Here is a 15,191-nt window from a genome sequence, read left to right on the forward strand (position 1 = left end):
ATGGCGCCGGTGATCTGCCGACGTTCCGGTTTTCAAATTCGCCATCATTTTCATGACGTTCAGATAGGGCTGATTTTACGCTGAAGACGACGAATTCTCTTGGCATTCAGACGCGCTGCGATGCCCCGGCACGACCGTGGTCCAGCCAACCGCACGGCACGACCTGCGAGGCGCTGCCGCTCTTGAAGACCGACCCGGGCGTCCAGAAGCCGGCAGAGGCCACATCCTTGTCAATCGCGGCTCCGACCCTGACCGCAAGAGAGAGGCCGTCGCTGGTGACATCGGGATGAGCAAGCGTGTTCGTCATGCTGGTGGGGTCCGCTTAGCTCGGCTCGCTGGCAGGCCCGGTCTTGACTGGCCAGCGTTTCGATCTCGCTCGATAGTCCCTCGATACGCCCATCCATCGATGCGAGTCTTCCGCTAAACCCTCGATGATGCGCAACATGCAAGGCGAAAAACATTGGCGCTAATTGCCAAGATACCGGGCAACTCGAACAGGGAATGTAGGCTTTGTCGCACACCATGCCTCGCTCCAGGAGGAACGCACGGGTCTGTTTGATGGACGGGTGCGCTGACCGACAAATCCACCGCGGACGCGGTGCAGGGCCTGGAAAGTCGAGTAGATCGGCAGTGTGACGCGCTGCGCGAGAACCCCGATAGAACTCCTCTTGTACTTCCGGTACCGATGGAGGTCGCGCCCGCTATTCTGCGAGGTTTCCGGTTTGACTGCATGTCCGCAGCTCGGACTCACGCCACCCATCGTGGTGCCGCCCTCACGCGTGTCCAAGCCCGCGCCGCCAACGTAATCCTTGCATGCAAGGATCAATGCCGTCGCAGGCGCGCCGTCATTGCCGGCATGGTTGTTATCGCCGCGACCGTCGAGACGACACAGCATCGCCTTCGACGAGGCCGCAAATCTGCACAGTACATTGCAAAGTTTCGTGGTTCCCGACGCTTGCGGCTCGGCGGAAGCTGGCCGGTAGTGGATATCAAGACCTTCTGGGAGGGTGGATGGACGCGCAGACTTCCGTCAATTCCGGCGTCGCGCCTCGTTCTGTCACGCTTGCGAACAGGCGCCTTCGGATCGCGCTGCTGCTTTGTGCGACGATGATCACGATCTATTTCGGCTTCATGGCATTGTTCGCATTCGACAAGCCGCTTTTGGGCACTGTGCTTGCGCCCGGGCTCTCGCTTTGCATCGTGCTCGGCCCTCTCGTCATCGTTTCATCGTTCCTGCTCTGCCTCATCTATGTGCTGTGGGCGAACCGGGTATTCGATGCCAGCCTTCGTGACCTCGAACGATAGGACCTCGCGATGGCGAACAACTCGCTCTCGATCGGCTTCTTCTTCGCATTTATGGTCCTGACGCTCCTGATTACTTACTGGGCGGCGCGGCGCACCCGTACCACGGAGCACTTCTTTGCCGCGGGCGGCGAGATCACCGCATGGCAGAATGGCTGGGCGCTCGCCGGCGACTTCCTCAGCGCGGCCGCGCTGCTCGGCATCGCCGGCATTGTCACCTCGAATGGCTTCGATGGCATGGTCTACTCGATTGGATGGCTGGTCGGCTGGCCGATCATCCTCTTTCTGATTGTCGAGCCACTGCGCAATGTCGGGAAATTCACGTTCGCGGACGTGGTCGCCTATCGGCTCAGCCAAAAGCCGGTGCGGCTCGCCGCGGCGGTCGGTACGCTGGCGGTGATCCTGTTCTACCTGATCGCCCAGATGGTCGCGACCGGATCGTTGATCAAGTTGCTGTTCGGCCTGCCCTACACTTGGTCGGTGGCTTTGGTCGGTGCTGCCATGCTCATCTATGTGCTGTTCGGCGGCATGCTCGCCACCACCTGGGTGCAGGTGGTGAAGGCGGCGCTGCTGCTCGCCGGCGGAGTGATCCTGGCAGTCCTGGTCCTGATGCATTTCGACATGAACCCGCTCAAGCTGTTCGCCGCAGCGGCGGAGAAGTACGGCACAAGAGTGCTGCAGCCAGGTTCGAAGGTGGTTTCGGGGCAATGGGACGCGATCTCACTCGGCCTCGGGCTGATGTTCGGCACCGCGGCGATGCCGCACGTCCTGATGCGGGTATACACGGTTCGGGACTCCAAGGCCGCGCGACTATCGATACTTTATGCCACCGGGCTGATCGGCTTCTTCCACCTGATGGTGTTCATCATCGGCTTTGGTGCCATGGTGCTGGTCGGCCCGGAGGCGGTGATGAAAGCCGGCGGTGGCGGCAACATGGCTGCACCTCTGCTCGCCCTCACAGTCGGCGGCGACGCCTTCTTCGGTTTCATCTGCGCAGTTGCGTTTGCCACCATGCTGGCGGTGGTGGCAGGCCTGACGCTTTCCGGTGTGGCTACGTTGTGCCATGATGTCTGGACCAACGTCGTTCGCCACGGTACGGCATCGGAGGCTGAGCAGCTCAAAGTGGCGCGGATCGCCACCGTTGCCATCTCGGTGCTGGCAATCGTGCTCGGCATCACCTTCGAAGGCCAGAACGTGGCCTTCATGGCCGGGCTCGCCTTCTCCATCGCCTGTGCCGCCAATTTTCCATCACTGGTCCTCGCTATCATCTGGCGTCGCTTCACGACGCCAGCGGCCGTCGCTAGCATCATGATCGGAACGCTAAGCTCGCTGGTGCTCATTGCGCTGTCACCGACCATCCAGGTCGACGTGCTCGGTAAGCCGCTGGCCCAGGTGAGCGGCGCCTGGTGGTTCGTCTCGCTGCGTAACCCGGCCATCATCAGCATGCCGCTGTCGTTTGCCGTGGCGATCGCGGTGTCGTTGTTAACGCGGGAAACGAACGCGGATGGCCGCTTCGACGAGATGCAGCATCGCATCCTGTTCGGGCGCTCAAGGACGATGCCGCAATCGGCGGAGTGAACCAGAGCTGGGAATTCCGAATGGCATGCGCGGAACTGCAGATGCTCCTGCACAATTTCGCCGTTGGCCCTTCGCGCGTCAATGTTACGATTTTGAACCGAACATTTTGACCAGGGGGACAGAAATGCGCGACGCCTCACATCACCATCGTTTCATCGGCAGCCTGTGCAGTTGCGGAGCGCATGCTCCCGCGCAGCCGACTGTCGAAGAGGCCGTGTCCGAAAGCGTCCAGCAGGCACTTCTGCATGGCCTTTTCCCGCAGCCGGTTTTGCGGCGGGAACTGCTTCGCACCGTTGGCGCTGGGGTGATCATCGGCGCTCTCTCCAGCATCCTGCCAATCGACACCTTGAAGGCAATTGCCCAGGAGCGAAGGCCTCTCGAGAAAACCAAGCTGGCTGTTGGCTTCCTCCCGATCACCTGCGCCGTTCCGCTGATCTACGGCGAAAGGCTCGGCAGCTACCGCAAGGAAGGTCTGGATGTCAGTCTGCAGAAGATCGCCGGTATCGCGCTGATCCGCGACAAGATGCTCAACGGCGAGCTGGACGTCTCGCAGCAGGTGATGCCGGTCCCCCTGACGATGACAGCCGGCCTCGGCGGTAACGTCCAGTCGATCAAGGTGCTGACCATCTTGAACCAGAACGGCAACTCCCTCGTTTTGGCCAACAAGCACAAGGACAATCGGGATCCCAAGAACTGGAAGGGCTTCACATTCGCGGTCCCGTTCGAGCAAAGTCACCAGACCCTGCAGCTGCGCAACTATTTGGCTACCGCCGGGCTCGATCCGGACCAAGATGTCAAATACCGCATCGTACCTCCGACCGAATACGTGGCGAGCCTTCGCGTCGGAAGCATCGATGGTTTTTTCGGCGGAGAGCCGGGCGGTCAGCGCGCGGTCTACGAAGGCGCTGGCTTCATTCATCTGATCTCGAAGGATATCTGGGATGGACATCCTTGTTGCTCTGTCACCGCCGCGGAAAGCTGGATCCAGCAAAATCCCAACACATTCATGGCGTTCTACCGCGCCATCATCGCGTCCAGTCTTCATGTCTCGAAGCCGGAGAACCGGGTCGGCATGGCGAAGGTGCTGTCAGAGCCGCAATATCTCAATGCTCCCGAAATTGTCCTCGAGCAGGTTTTGAGCGGCACGTATGCCGACGGCCTTGGCACCATCCGGAAAGATCCGCGGCGGGTTGATTATCAGCCGTTTCCGCAATATTCGGCAGCAGTTTGGCTGATGACCCAGCTCCGGCGCTGGAACATGCTAAAGGAGGATGTCGACTACAAGGTGCTCGCCGAAAAGGTGATGCTGGCGACCGATGCCGCTCGGATCATGCGCGAGCAGGGCGTGACGCCGCCAGCGGTCGGCTTCGGCACCGAAAGGATTCTCGGGAACGAATTCGATTCCAATAAGCCGCAGGACTACCTGGCTTCGGTCCGGAAGGGGGGCTGATGGAGGTGTCACGCCGGCTGCAGCAGCCCTGGGTATCCTCGGTCGCGATCTTCATCGCATTTGTAAGCGTCTGCGGCTGGTTCACCGCCGGTTCGTCGGGAGGTGTTAGCGTCGCCGATGCCGAATATGTCCGCCTTGCCGGCCAGAGCGCGCCGGGTCAGCAGGCCGGTGCGATCCCCTCACCGTGGATCGTCGCGCTCCGCGGCTGGGATCTGATCACACACGCCTTCGATCACGGCAATCCCAACAATCTGGGCATCGCATGGCATCTGGCCTATTCCATGGGCCGCGTAGCACTGGGCTTCACGCTGGCCTTACTCGTCGCGGTGCCCCTAGGCTTCCTGCTCGGTCTATGGCCTGCTTGCCATCGCGCGTTGGATCCTTTCATTCAGATCCTGCGGCCGGTATCGCCACTCGCGTGGATGCCGCTGGCGCTCTATACGTTCCGCGACAGCACCGTCTCGACGATCTTCATCATCTTCATCTGTGCGGTCTGGCCGATGTTGATCAGCACGGCAACCGGGACAGCTTCCGTGCGGGCTGAATGGCTGAACGTCTCGCGCGTATTCGGTCTTCCACGACTAGAGCATGTCACGCGCGTCGTCTTTCCCGCCAGTGTGCCTATGATCCTGTCGGGAATGAGGATCTCGATCGGTATCGCCTGGTTCGTCATCGTGGCTGCCGAGATGGTCGGCGCACAGAGCGGCATCGGGTACTTCATCTGGAACGAATGGAATAATCTCCAGATCGCGAGCATGATCGTCGCCATCGTCCTGGTCGGCGGTATTGGATTGGCGCTAGATATTTTGCTCAAGCGAATAGGCGAAAGCCTCAGCTTCCGGGAATAGGACGATGGCGGATCTCGAGATCAACGATGTGTCAATGTCGTTTGTTGACCGTTCTGGCAAGGGGCTTCTTGCGCTGGATAGAATCTCGCTCGCTATCGAAGACAGCGAGTTTGTCTGCTTGATCGGCCATTCAGGCTGCGGCAAGAGCACGTTGCTAAACATTGTTGCTGGCCTTCTGGCGCCTACAAAGGGTGCAATACGCTGCGCCGGGACGACGATTTCTGGCCCGGGGCCGGAGCGCGCAATGGTCTTCCAGAGCCATGCTCTATTGCCCTGGATGACTTGCTACGAAAATGTTCGCCTTGCGGTCAAACAGGCCTTCAAGGGTGCCGCGGCATCCGAATTGAAGGATCGCTCGGAGCAGGCGCTGAAGCTTGTTCACCTGGAGCACGCCATCAACAAATACCCTTTCGAGGTGTCAGGTGGAATGAAGCAGCGGGTGGGCATCGCTCGCGCTTTTGCGGTCGAGCCTAAGGTGCTGCTGTTGGACGAGCCGTTCGGCGCGCTCGATGCGCTGACCAAGTCGAGCCTTCAGGACGAACTGGTTCGCATCGTGGAAAAGACCCCGACCACGGTTGTAATGGTCACGCACGACATAGACGAAGCGATCTTCCTGAGCGATCGAATTGTCGCGCTCTCGAACGGACCGGCTGCGCGAATCGGGCGGATTTGGGAGATCGATACCTTGCGACCGCGGGACCGGCTCAAACTGGCGACCCACGCCGGGAGTCTGCAGTATAGAAAGGAAATTCTCGAGTATCTGTATCAACGAGAATGCGTGCCTCAGGGAATGGTGGAGCTATAACGGCCGAGATCGTTGCGGCTGGAGCGCGAGAGCGGGCTGCGCCCCGCGGCTTCAGGCACCGAAGGCACGGAAATCGCCTTCAGGCATCTTGAAAGCCGCCGTAGAAGGCTGTTTGATCGGGCGGGGGGCGGTCACCCACCGTCGGATTTTCGTCGTTGGCCTCTTCCGGATTGGCACGCAGGAGCGAATGTTCGACTGGAACGACCTGAAATTCTTCCTTGAACTCGCCCGGCAGGGGCGGTTGATGCCGGCCGCGCGGCGCCTCAAAGTCGACCACACGACGGTCAGCCGGCGCATTTCAGAGCTTGAGCGAGATCTTGGTATCAAGATTTTCGACCGCAAGCCGAACGGGTTCGTGCTGACGGAGGACGGGCACAAGCTCTACCAAGAGGCCGAGAAAATTGAGGGCGCGGCCCTGGTGATATCGGAAGATTTCCGCGCCACGCCCGCCGAGCCCACTGGTCGCGTCCGGCTGACGAGCATGGAGGGTATTGCCGCCTTCTACCTTGCCGAGAAGTTGGTCCAATTCAATGAGAAGCACCCGGGCGTTGTCGTGGAGCTTGTGACCGAAAGGCATCTGATCAATCTGACCAAACGCGAGGCGGATGTGTGCATCAGCTTCGTTCCCCTCGTGGGCCCCAAACTTTCGGTCAAAAAAGCTGGCGAGTTCAAGCTTGGGCTGTTCGCGTCGTCCAGGTACATCGTGGAACGGGGGACGCCGGGCACCATGGAAGAATTGAAGCGTCACGATTTCATTGATTATGTCGACGATCTCGTGGCTATCCAGCCGGTGCAGTGGCTGCACGACGTCCTGGTGCCGGAGAGCGTCGTGTTTCGATCGACCAGCATGGCAGCCCAGCAGAATGCGATCGCTGTCGGGCGTGGCATCGGCCTTCTGCCCTTCTTCTCGGCAAAAAAGGATCCTCGCCTTGTATGGCTCATGAAAGATGTGGTGGTCACGCGGTCGCTCTACATTTCCGTCCATGAGGATATCGAATATATGGGTAGGGTGCGTACGCTGCTGCGGTTCCTTCATGAGATCTTCAAGGCGGACAGAGCGTATCTGAACGAATTCGAGTGATCGAATACGCGCAAGTGTATCTGCGGAGTTTCTTACGGTCGACGTCCTCCCGTGATGTACTAGAATGCCGGCGCGAGGGAGCGCTGCGATGGCTGACGACTTTACGTACAAGGTACGCGGCTTCTTCGGCCGAATTCCCTCTGAACCGCATCTGCTGACCGACCGCATCACGCCAGTCGAAGGCTGCATCGTGTTGTGCCATCTCGGTGTTCTCGATGTCACTCATGGGGATGATTGGACGCTGGAAATCGCCGGCCTGGTCGAGACGCCCGCGAGCTTCTCCGTCGGTCAGCTCAAGTCGCTTCCAAAGACCGAGGTGGTCTCGGTGCATCAATGTGCAGGCAGCCCGCTGGCGCCCGACAAGCCCACGCAGCGGGTCTGCAACGTGCGCTGGGCGGGCGTTCGTCTGGATCATGTGCTAGGATCAGCGGGCGTGGCGAGGAGCGCAAATTTCGTTTGGTCACAGGGGGCGGACTCCGGCGACTTCGGAGGCATCGCGTGCGGACATTACATCAAGGATCTGCCGCTCTCCCGGATATCCGACGACGTCTTGCTCGCCTACGAGATGAACGGAGCGCCGCTGCTTCCTGAGCACGGGTATCCGTTGCGGTTGGTGGTCCCGGGCTTCTACGGCACGAACAGCGTCAAATGGCTCCGCAAGCTCGAATTGCGCTCGGAGCGGGCTCCGGGCGTCTTCACCACCACATGGTACAACGACCTCGCGCCGGACGGCTCGACCCAGCCGGTGTGGGCGATCGCCCCCCAATCGGTCATCGTGGCGCCAAAGCCGAATCGTCAGCTCAGGCGTGACGAGGTTTTGCAGGTCTGGGGATGGGCCTGGGGTGACGACGGGATTGCGGCGGTCGAACTGAGCGCCGATGAAGGGCGGAGCTGGCAGGGATGCCGCTTGGAGAAGGTGTCAGGACGATCCTGGACCAAGTTCACCTGTGATTGGATAGTAAAAGAGGGATGCTGCGGTCTCCTGTCTCGGGCGATCTCGCGATCGGGCGAGAATCAGCCGGCCGGCGGCCGACGCAACGCGATCTATCGCGTGCCGGTCCTGGTCGTCTGAAGACGCGCAACCGCTCGTGCAGATTTTCCGCATTCGCCACCCGCCGGCGAAAGACTAACCTGTGGTGCCAGAAACCGAGAGGATCGTCTCAAATGCCGTCGAATTTGCCGCGCTTCAAAGCTGCCGCGTGCCACACATCTTCAGTTTTCCTCGACGCGGCCAAAAGTGCAGACAAGGCCTGCGACCTCGTTGCCGAGGCGGCACGCAACGGTGCCTCGCTGGTTGCTTTCCCGGAATCGTTCATTCCCGGCTTTCCCGTGTGGGCGGCGCTGCAGGCGCCGATCATGTCTCATGATTTCTTCAGAGCGTTGTCGGCCCAGGCATTGCGGCTCGACAGCGCGGAATTGACAAAGGTCAGGATGGCGGCCAAGCGCCACAACGTCGTGGTCTCTATCGGTTTTACGGAAGGGACGGTTGCCAGCCTTGGCTGTATCTGGAACTCCAATCTTTTGATCGGCCAAGATGGATCGATCCTGAATCATCATCGCAAGCTCGTTCCGACGTTTTACGAGAAGCTGGTCTGGGCTGCCGGAGATGCGCGTGGGTTGCGCGTCGCGCAGACCTCCATCGGCCGCATTGGCATGCTGATTTGTGGTGAGAATACGAATCCACTTGCCCGCTATTCATTGATGGCGCAGGGCGAGCAAGTTCATATTTCGACCTACCCGCCGATCTGGCCGACGCGTCCCTCCAAGGAGAAGGGGGGCTATGACCTACGCAGGGCCATCGAGATCCGGGCTGGAGCTCATTCGTTTGAAGCCAAATGCTTCAACATCGTTTCGTCCGCCTGCATGGACGTAGGTATGAAGGACGCGCTCGGACAGGCTAACCCCGCCATGCTGGATCTGATCGAGGGCACACCGCATGCGGTATCGATGATCCTCGATCCAACAGGGCAGATTATCAGCGACGTCCTCTCAGACAGCGAAGGCATCGCATATGCCGATATTGACGTCGCGCAATGCGTCGAACCGAAGCAATTTCACGATGTCGTAGGCTACTACAATCGTTTCGATGTGTTTTCGCTGACGATTGACCGTTCACAGCGCGAGCCGGCCGTTTTTATCGACATGGAAACAGGCGAGGGGGACGAACGGCCGGTCCAGTCCTCGCAGCAGGAGACGGTCAGACCCAGAGTGGCCGAGCTTGAGCGGGCAGTTGCGGACTGAGTGATCCATCAAAGGGGGCCGAGATGAAGCGCGTTCTCAGCGAGCTGTTGGAGCAGCGACCGACAGAACTCGTGCGTTCCGCCGCCGGCTCCCTTTGAAGGTCGGCGCGCGAAGGATGTGATCATTTCGGGCGGTTACAACGTTCATCCGAAGGAGTTCGAACTCGAGATCGATCGCATTCCAGATGTGCTCGAAAGCGCCGTCGTCGGACTGCCACATCCTGATTTCGGCCAGCGAGTTGTCGCGGCCGCCGTCCCGACGGCAGGAGGCGCTGCAGGGGAAAGGGATGGCGTGGCGGTGCTGAAGGACGGCTGGTTCCCTACAACCTGCCGAACAACGATTTCTGCGTGAGCGAGCTGCCCGGAATACGATCGGAGAGGTTCAGAAGAACGTGTTGCGCGAGTTCAGAGGGAAAAATGGCGGCCAGTCATTCTGCTCGTCTGGATCGTTGCAAAAACCGCAATGGTAAAATGAAGGAACATTCGATTATCGTCCGAATGGGAAATGATAAGTACCGAGACATCGTTTGAATAGCGAAAGCGAGTTGGGAATGTCAGCTACGATCAAGCTCTATGGCGGCAAATTGTCGGGACACAGCCACCGGGTCGAGCTCTTGCTCGGCCTTCTCTCGCTTCCTTACGAGTTGATCCCAACGCCCCCTGCCGAGCGGAAGACGCCGGCCTATCTCGCAATGAACCCGTTCGGGCAGATACCTGTCGTCGATGATGACGGCACCGTCGTTGCCGATTCCAACGCAATCCTGATCTATCTGGCCAAGCGCTACGACACTACCGAGACGTGGCTTCCGGAAGATCCCGTCAGTGCGGCTGCCGTGCAACGTTGGCTGTCCGTGGCAGCCGGACAGCTGGCATATGGACCAGCAACAGCTCGGCTGGGCAAGGTGTTCAACTTGCCCGTCGATGGCCGGCAAGCGGCCGGGGTCGCCAGCAGTCTGTTCAGCGTGATGGATGGTCATCTTGCGAAGCACGAATTTCTCGCGGCAACCCATCCGACCGTGGCTGATCTCGCTTGCTACAGCTACACACGGGCCGCTCCGGAGGGAGGCATTGAACTGTCCTCCTACCCGAACATTGTCGCCTGGCTGGGGCGGCTGGAAGCACTTCCGAATTTTCAGCGGATGCCAAGCGCGCCTGCGAGCTGATCGGCAAATCTTCTTCGAGGTGCGGTCATGACCAGCCTTTCCGAACGGAGCTCGTCTCCTTTTCACCAGGGCGAGATCGACGTGCAGCGACGCGTCGGCGTGGCCGACAGAATGAGCGAGCGCGGGAAAACCTCCATCCGCACATGGATGCCCGATCAGCACCGTGAATTCTTCGCAGGACTCGAATACCTCCTTGTCGGCTCGTCGGACCGAGCGGGCTGGCCGATCCCTTCGGTCCTGTTTGGCCCGCGCGGATTCGTCTCTTCACCGGATCCAGGACGGCTGCGCATCGGATCGTTACCGAAAACCTTCGACCTGCTCGGAACGAATCTTTCCGTGGGCGCCAGCTTGGGAGTGCTGGGCATAGACCTGACCAATCGTCGGCGAAACCGCATGAACGGAACGCTGATCACCCTCGACCAGACAAGTTTCGAGGTGGCGGTCGTGCAGAGCTTTGGCAATTGCCCTCAATACATCCACACGCGCCATATCAGCGCGGCACCATCCGCTGCGCCGGAGCAACTCGGTCCCGGCGAGGTCGAGGCGTTCGCCGTCTTGGACGATGCGGCACGAGAGCTGATCCGCCAGTCGGCGACCTTCTTCGTCGCCTCATGTGCGGCTTCAGATGACGGATCATCGTTCGATTGCGATATTTCTCACCGCGGCGGTAAGCCAGGCTTCATTCACGTGGCGGATAACCAGATCACCGTTCCGGACTTTGCGGGTAATTCCTTTTTCAACACGCTTGGGAATTTTATGTCCAATCCCAGGGCGGGACTGCTTTTTGTCGACTTTGTCGTCGGCGATGTCCTAATCCTGCACGGGACGATCGAGTTGCTCTGGAATGATCCGCCGATTCAGGGCTTCAAGGGCGCCGAGCGCGCCTGGCGGCTTCATGTCACGGCCGGCCGGAGAGTGCGCGCTGCGGCGATCCCTCTCATCGGAGAGGTGGTCGAATATTCTCCGAGGGCGCTCACCACGGGAGCTTGGCCGAGAGGTGAGCGTTCCCAGTGACCCAATGGAGCTGAGGAGAGCGAGCATGACAGCCTCGAGCGGCCGATGGAGATCGACAGGGCCAATCTGATCCCGGCCCGAGATTCTAGGGCGATATTCACGGATTGATCGGCCGAATTCAGCTCTCTGGCGCGACTGCCAGAGTTCACCATTTGGGGGCCGGGCCAACTGGCGGGTTAAGAAGGCCGTGGAGCTGCCACGGCCTTCCATTCGGAGAAGATCAGGACATCGTCGGCATCACGAACTCGGCGCCGGCCCGGATGCCGGTCGGCCAACGGGTCGTGATCGTTTTCAGCTTGGTATAAAAGCGAACGCCCTCGGGGCCATGCATGTGATGGTCGCCGAACAGAGAGGCTTTCCATCCGCCGAACGAATGGAATGCCATCGGCACCGGGATCGGTACGTTGATGCCCACCATGCCGACCTGGATCTGATGCGCAAACTCACGCGCCGCATCGCCATCCCTGGTAAAGATTGCGGTGCCGTTGCCGAACTCGTGTTGGTTGATCATGTCGGCCGCCTCGTCATAAGACTTGGCCCGGGCCACCACGAGCACCGGTCCGAAGATCTCTTCGCGATAGATCTTCATGTCCGTGGTCGCGCGATCAAACAGGCTGCCGCCGATGAAGTAGCCCTTCTCGTAGCCCTGGCGATGGAAATCGCGCCCGTCCACAATCAGCTTCGCGCCTTCGTCAACGCCGGCGTCAATATAGCCTCGGACTTTGTCGAGGTGCTGCTTCGTCACCAGCGGGCCCATCTCGGCCTCGGGGTCGGTACCGGGACCAATGTTAAGCGCGCGGACCTTGGGCGCCAGCTTTTCGATCAGACGATCGGCGGTGGTGTCGCCGATCGGAACGGCTACCGAGATCGCCATGCAGCGCTCGCCAGCGGAGCCATAAGCCGCGCCCATGAGAGCGTCGACGGCCTGGTCCATGTCGGCGTCAGGCATCACGATCATGTGGTTCTTGGCGCCGCCCAGCGCCTGGCAGCGCTTGCCGTGGCTGGTCGCCGTCTCATAGATGTATCGCGCAATCGGCGTCGAGCCGACGAAGCTGACCGCCACGATATCGGGATCCGTTAGGATGGCATCCACCGCTTCCTTGTCGCCATGCACGACATTGAACACGCCGTCGGGCAGCCCGGCCTCCTTCAGCCACTGCGCAAGCACGAGCGAGGCCGAGGGATCGCGCTCCGACGGCTTGAGGATAAACGTATTGCCGCAGGCCAGCGCAACCGGGAACATCCACATCGGGACCATTGCCGGGAAATTGAATGGCGTGATGCCAGCGACCACCCCGAGCGGTTGACGCAGCGAGTGGCTGTCGACACGGGTCCCGACATTCTCGGTGATCTCTCCCTTGAGCAGTTGCGGCGCGCCGGTCGCGAACTCCACCACCTCCATGCCGCGTTGGATCTCGCCCTTCGCGTCCGAAAGCACCTTGCCGTGTTCGGCGGTGATCACTTGGGCAAGTTCATCGATTCGATCCTCCATGATCCGCAGGAAACGGTTGAGAATACGAGCACGGCGCAGTGGCGGTGTGTTCGCCCAGCCCGGGAAGGCCTTGCGGGCGGCTGCAGCGGCCGACCGCACGTCTTGCGTCGTGGCAAGTCCGAGCGTTGCCGATTGCTCGCCGGTCGCGGGATTGTAAACCGGCGCGGTGCGAGGGCCGCGGCTCGGCACCAGCTCGCCATTGATGAAATTCAGAATAGTCACGGGCATTGGCTGCTCTCCCTAACATGATGCTTGATCGAGCCAGATATGCAGCGCATAAAAATGCGGTATCAACGGCCGAATTCGCGGCTCCGTTGTGCAGAAAGTGTAGTCAATGGATTGGGAGCGCGTTCGGATATTCCTAGAAGTGGCGCGTGCCGGCCAGATTCTGAAGGCCTCGAAAAGCCTACGGCTGAACCATGCAACGGTCGCCCGGCAACTGACCGCGCTGGAGAGTAGCTTGAATGCCAAACTGCTCGAACGACACACTACAGGCTGCACGCTGACGGCGGCGGGCGAGGCGCTCGTCGCGGCTGCCGAGCGCGCAGAGAGCGAATTCCTCAAAGTGGGATCGAGCATTGGAGGCGCGGCCGAGGCCCTCACCGGAACCGTGCGCGTAGGGGCACCGGACGGGCTTGGCAACTACTTCCTGGCCGATCGGCTGGCCTCGCTGGCCGCGAAGCACCCGGGCCTTGTCATTCAACTCGTGCCGCTTCCGCGCACATTCTCCCTGTCAAGGCGCGAGGCCGACGTTGCGATCACGCTGGACCGGCCCAAGCAGGGTAAGCTGATCCTGTCCAAACTCACCGACTATACGCTCAGTGTCTATGCTGCTGATGCTTATCTCGCGCGCGAGGGTCCCATCAGGACGCAGGCCGATCTTGCCGGCCGCCTGTTCGTCACCCAGGTCGAGGATTTCGTCTACAGCAGGGCATTGGACTATGCCTCAGTGCTCGGCCGGCTCATGTCGCGACGCTATGAATGCGGTAGCGTCGTTGCGCAGATGGAGGCCGTTCGTGGTGGACACGGCGTCGGAATCCTTCATGATTACGTGGCCCAGCGCTATCCCGAATTGCAGCGTCTGCTTCCCGACATTCGTTTCGTGCGGAATTACTGGCTGACGTCGCATCCCGATACGCACGAAACGCGGCGGGTTGCAGAAGTGCATCGCTTTATCGTGGCATCAGTCAAGGCGGCGAGGTCGTCTTTCGAGGCTGCTTGAGCGCCACTGCCGGTTGCTCGGGCGGGGCTGTTTGGTTCGTTCCCGATCCGGCGCATTCCATGAACGCCCGCAGGGCGGAGGACACGAATGCGTCCTTGCGGTGAACGAAAACCGTGGTGGCACTGCCGGTCCCGTTCGGCAGCGAATGCAGGCGGATCAAGCCCTGTCGTTCGGCAGAATCAGCGACGACGCGCGGCACCAATGACAGCCCGACCGAAGCCGCCACACAACCGATGATTCCGTCGAGCGTTCCCATTTCCATCCAGCGCAGGTCGACGAAACCACGATGCGCAAGATATTCGGACAGGCGCTGTCGATAGGAGCAGCCGGCACGAAACACGATCACCTTCCGGCCGCTTCCCGAAGCCAGGAATTTGCCGAGGTGTTGGGGGGACGTCACCATCGGCGGCGTGATCAGCACCAGCTCCTCCTCCACGATCGGTGTGCAGGTCAGTTCACCGTGCGTGACCGGTGCAGAGACAAAAGCTCCGTCAAGCTTCCGAGACAATACGCAGTCGACCAGCGCTGCGGTCGGGCCTGTCTCGATTTGGACGTCAACATCGGGATAAGCGATGCCGTAGTGGGTGAGCAACGGTGGTAGGCGTAACGCCGCCGTCGTCTCCATTGATCCAATGCGCAGCTCGCCGCCCGGCCACGCCTCGTCCTTCACTGCGCAATGCGCCTCGGCCAACAGATCGCTGATGCGCTTGGCGTAAGGAAGCAGCCTGTTGCCCATGGAGGTGAGCGTAACGCCTTTCTTGGACCGATCAAAAAGTCGGACACCGAGCTGGTTCTCCAGCGCTCGAATTCGCTGGGTCACGTTCGATTGCACGGTGTGGAGATTGTGGGCGGCGCGGCCGATTCCGCCGGCCGTGGCGACCGCGGAAAAGAAATTCAGATCCGTGCTGTCCATGTGGTCATCTCCCGGAATGATGACTCTGATCAATAATAATCACTTTTATGTTGTCAACAGCCAATCTAGCTTCCCAGTATCCG

15 protein-coding genes are annotated in these 15,191 nt (G+C 60.4%); 12 read left to right on the plus strand and 3 right to left on the minus strand.

Annotation, left to right across the window (positions count from 1 at the left end):
* Positions 1–106: 106 nt before the first annotated feature.
* Positions 107–307 (minus strand): hypothetical protein, encoded by a 201-nt coding sequence (locus IVB07_RS38700; RefSeq protein ID WP_247299960.1) that lies wholly within the window; start codon positions 305–307, stop codon positions 107–109.
* A 704-nt stretch (positions 308–1,011) separates the two neighbouring features.
* Between IVB07_RS38700 and IVB07_RS38705 the strand changes: the two genes are divergently transcribed.
* The 11 genes from IVB07_RS38705 (at position 1,012) to IVB07_RS38755 (ending at position 11,481) form a co-directional block, all read left to right on the plus strand.
* Positions 1,012–1,305, plus strand: a complete 294-nt coding sequence (locus IVB07_RS38705; protein ID WP_247369547.1) for a DUF485 domain-containing protein — start codon at positions 1,012–1,014, stop codon at positions 1,303–1,305.
* A gap of 9 nt (positions 1,306–1,314) precedes the next feature.
* Entirely contained in the window at positions 1,315–2,880 is a 1,566-nt protein-coding gene (locus IVB07_RS38710; RefSeq protein WP_247369545.1) for a cation acetate symporter, read from the plus strand.
* Between the two features lie 25 nt (positions 2,881–2,905).
* Positions 2,906–4,330 carry a CmpA/NrtA family ABC transporter substrate-binding protein gene (locus tag IVB07_RS38715; protein WP_247369543.1) on the plus strand — a complete coding sequence of 475 codons (1,425 nt, stop codon included), beginning with the start codon at positions 2,906–2,908 and terminating at the stop codon, positions 4,328–4,330.
* Positions 4,330–5,178 carry an ABC transporter permease gene (locus IVB07_RS38720; RefSeq protein WP_247767977.1) on the plus strand — a complete coding sequence of 283 codons (849 nt, stop codon included), beginning with the start codon at positions 4,330–4,332 and terminating at the stop codon, positions 5,176–5,178. The genes IVB07_RS38715 and IVB07_RS38720 overlap by 1 nt, the downstream gene beginning before the upstream one ends.
* Before the next feature lie 34 nt (positions 5,179–5,212).
* Entirely contained in the window at positions 5,213–5,983 is a 771-nt protein-coding gene (locus IVB07_RS38725) for an ABC transporter ATP-binding protein (protein ID WP_247768017.1), read from the plus strand.
* A gap of 187 nt (positions 5,984–6,170) precedes the next feature.
* Positions 6,171–7,064 carry a LysR family transcriptional regulator gene (locus tag IVB07_RS38730; RefSeq protein ID WP_247285610.1) on the plus strand — a complete coding sequence of 298 codons (894 nt, stop codon included), beginning with the start codon at positions 6,171–6,173 and terminating at the stop codon, positions 7,062–7,064.
* Between the two features lie 88 nt (positions 7,065–7,152).
* On the plus strand, positions 7,153–8,136 hold the full coding sequence (locus tag IVB07_RS38735) for a molybdopterin-dependent oxidoreductase (RefSeq protein ID WP_247285540.1): 984 nt from the start codon (positions 7,153–7,155) through the stop codon (positions 8,134–8,136).
* Between the two features lie 92 nt (positions 8,137–8,228).
* The gene (locus tag IVB07_RS38740; RefSeq protein WP_247285541.1) at positions 8,229–9,305 is read left to right on the plus strand and encodes a carbon-nitrogen hydrolase family protein; all 1,077 of its coding nucleotides are present in this window, start codon (positions 8,229–8,231) and stop codon (positions 9,303–9,305) included.
* Between the two features lie 117 nt (positions 9,306–9,422).
* Positions 9,423–9,656 carry a hypothetical protein gene (locus tag IVB07_RS38745; RefSeq protein ID WP_247767979.1) on the plus strand — a complete coding sequence of 78 codons (234 nt, stop codon included), beginning with the start codon at positions 9,423–9,425 and terminating at the stop codon, positions 9,654–9,656.
* Between the two features lie 199 nt (positions 9,657–9,855).
* Positions 9,856–10,467, plus strand: a complete 612-nt coding sequence (locus tag IVB07_RS38750) for a glutathione S-transferase (protein ID WP_247299979.1) — start codon at positions 9,856–9,858, stop codon at positions 10,465–10,467.
* Positions 10,468–10,494: 27 nt separating this feature from the next.
* Positions 10,495–11,481 (plus strand): pyridoxamine 5'-phosphate oxidase family protein, encoded by a 987-nt coding sequence (locus tag IVB07_RS38755; RefSeq protein ID WP_247369534.1) that lies wholly within the window; start codon positions 10,495–10,497, stop codon positions 11,479–11,481.
* 220 nt (positions 11,482–11,701) lie between these two features.
* On the opposite strand, the gene IVB07_RS38760 is transcribed toward IVB07_RS38755, so the two are convergent.
* On the minus strand, positions 11,702–13,201 hold the full coding sequence (locus tag IVB07_RS38760; protein ID WP_247285545.1) for a CoA-acylating methylmalonate-semialdehyde dehydrogenase: 1,500 nt from the start codon (positions 13,199–13,201) through the stop codon (positions 11,702–11,704).
* Between the two features lie 106 nt (positions 13,202–13,307).
* Here IVB07_RS38760 and IVB07_RS38765 point away from each other — a divergent pair, with 106 nt between their 5' ends.
* On the plus strand, positions 13,308–14,195 hold the full coding sequence (locus IVB07_RS38765) for a LysR family transcriptional regulator (RefSeq protein WP_247767981.1): 888 nt from the start codon (positions 13,308–13,310) through the stop codon (positions 14,193–14,195).
* Here the strand turns inward: IVB07_RS38765 and IVB07_RS38770 are convergent.
* A complete protein-coding gene (locus tag IVB07_RS38770) occupies positions 14,161–15,108 on the minus strand; it encodes a LysR family transcriptional regulator (RefSeq protein WP_247299987.1) in 948 nt (315 codons plus the stop codon). The two genes, IVB07_RS38765 and IVB07_RS38770, sit on opposite strands and share 35 nt — an antisense overlap.
* Between the last annotated feature and the right edge of the window lie 83 nt (positions 15,109–15,191).

Source organism: Bradyrhizobium sp. 172 (genome assembly GCF_023101065.1).
GTDB lineage: Bacteria > Pseudomonadota > Alphaproteobacteria > Rhizobiales > Xanthobacteraceae > Bradyrhizobium > Bradyrhizobium canariense_D.

What these genes read in the sequence shown, in the direction of transcription:
- IVB07_RS38740 (WP_247285541.1), top strand. Translation starts at nt 8,229, where the DNA reads ATGCCGTCGAATTTGCCGCGCTTCAAAGCTGCCGCGTGCCACACATCT.
- IVB07_RS38725 (WP_247768017.1), top strand. Translation starts at nt 5,213, where the DNA reads ATGTCGTTTGTTGACCGTTCTGGCAAGGGGCTTCTTGCGCTGGATAGA.
- IVB07_RS38750 (WP_247299979.1), top strand. Translation starts at nt 9,856, where the DNA reads ATGTCAGCTACGATCAAGCTCTATGGCGGCAAATTGTCGGGACACAGC.
- IVB07_RS38770 (WP_247299987.1), bottom strand. Translation starts at nt 15,108, where the DNA reads ATGGACAGCACGGATCTGAATTTCTTTTCCGCGGTCGCCACGGCCGGC.
- IVB07_RS38700 (WP_247299960.1), bottom strand. Translation starts at nt 307, where the DNA reads ATGACGAACACGCTTGCTCATCCCGATGTCACCAGCGACGGCCTCTCT.
- IVB07_RS38755 (WP_247369534.1), top strand. Translation starts at nt 10,495, where the DNA reads ATGACCAGCCTTTCCGAACGGAGCTCGTCTCCTTTTCACCAGGGCGAG.
- IVB07_RS38720 (WP_247767977.1), top strand. Translation starts at nt 4,330, where the DNA reads ATGGAGGTGTCACGCCGGCTGCAGCAGCCCTGGGTATCCTCGGTCGCG.
- IVB07_RS38730 (WP_247285610.1), top strand. Translation starts at nt 6,171, where the DNA reads ATGTTCGACTGGAACGACCTGAAATTCTTCCTTGAACTCGCCCGGCAG.
- IVB07_RS38735 (WP_247285540.1), top strand. Translation starts at nt 7,153, where the DNA reads ATGGCTGACGACTTTACGTACAAGGTACGCGGCTTCTTCGGCCGAATT.
- IVB07_RS38710 (WP_247369545.1), top strand. Translation starts at nt 1,315, where the DNA reads ATGGCGAACAACTCGCTCTCGATCGGCTTCTTCTTCGCATTTATGGTC.
- IVB07_RS38765 (WP_247767981.1), top strand. Translation starts at nt 13,308, where the DNA reads ATGGATTGGGAGCGCGTTCGGATATTCCTAGAAGTGGCGCGTGCCGGC.
- IVB07_RS38760 (WP_247285545.1), bottom strand. Translation starts at nt 13,201, where the DNA reads ATGCCCGTGACTATTCTGAATTTCATCAATGGCGAGCTGGTGCCGAGC.
- IVB07_RS38705 (WP_247369547.1), top strand. Translation starts at nt 1,012, where the DNA reads ATGGACGCGCAGACTTCCGTCAATTCCGGCGTCGCGCCTCGTTCTGTC.
- IVB07_RS38715 (WP_247369543.1), top strand. Translation starts at nt 2,906, where the DNA reads ATGCGCGGAACTGCAGATGCTCCTGCACAATTTCGCCGTTGGCCCTTC.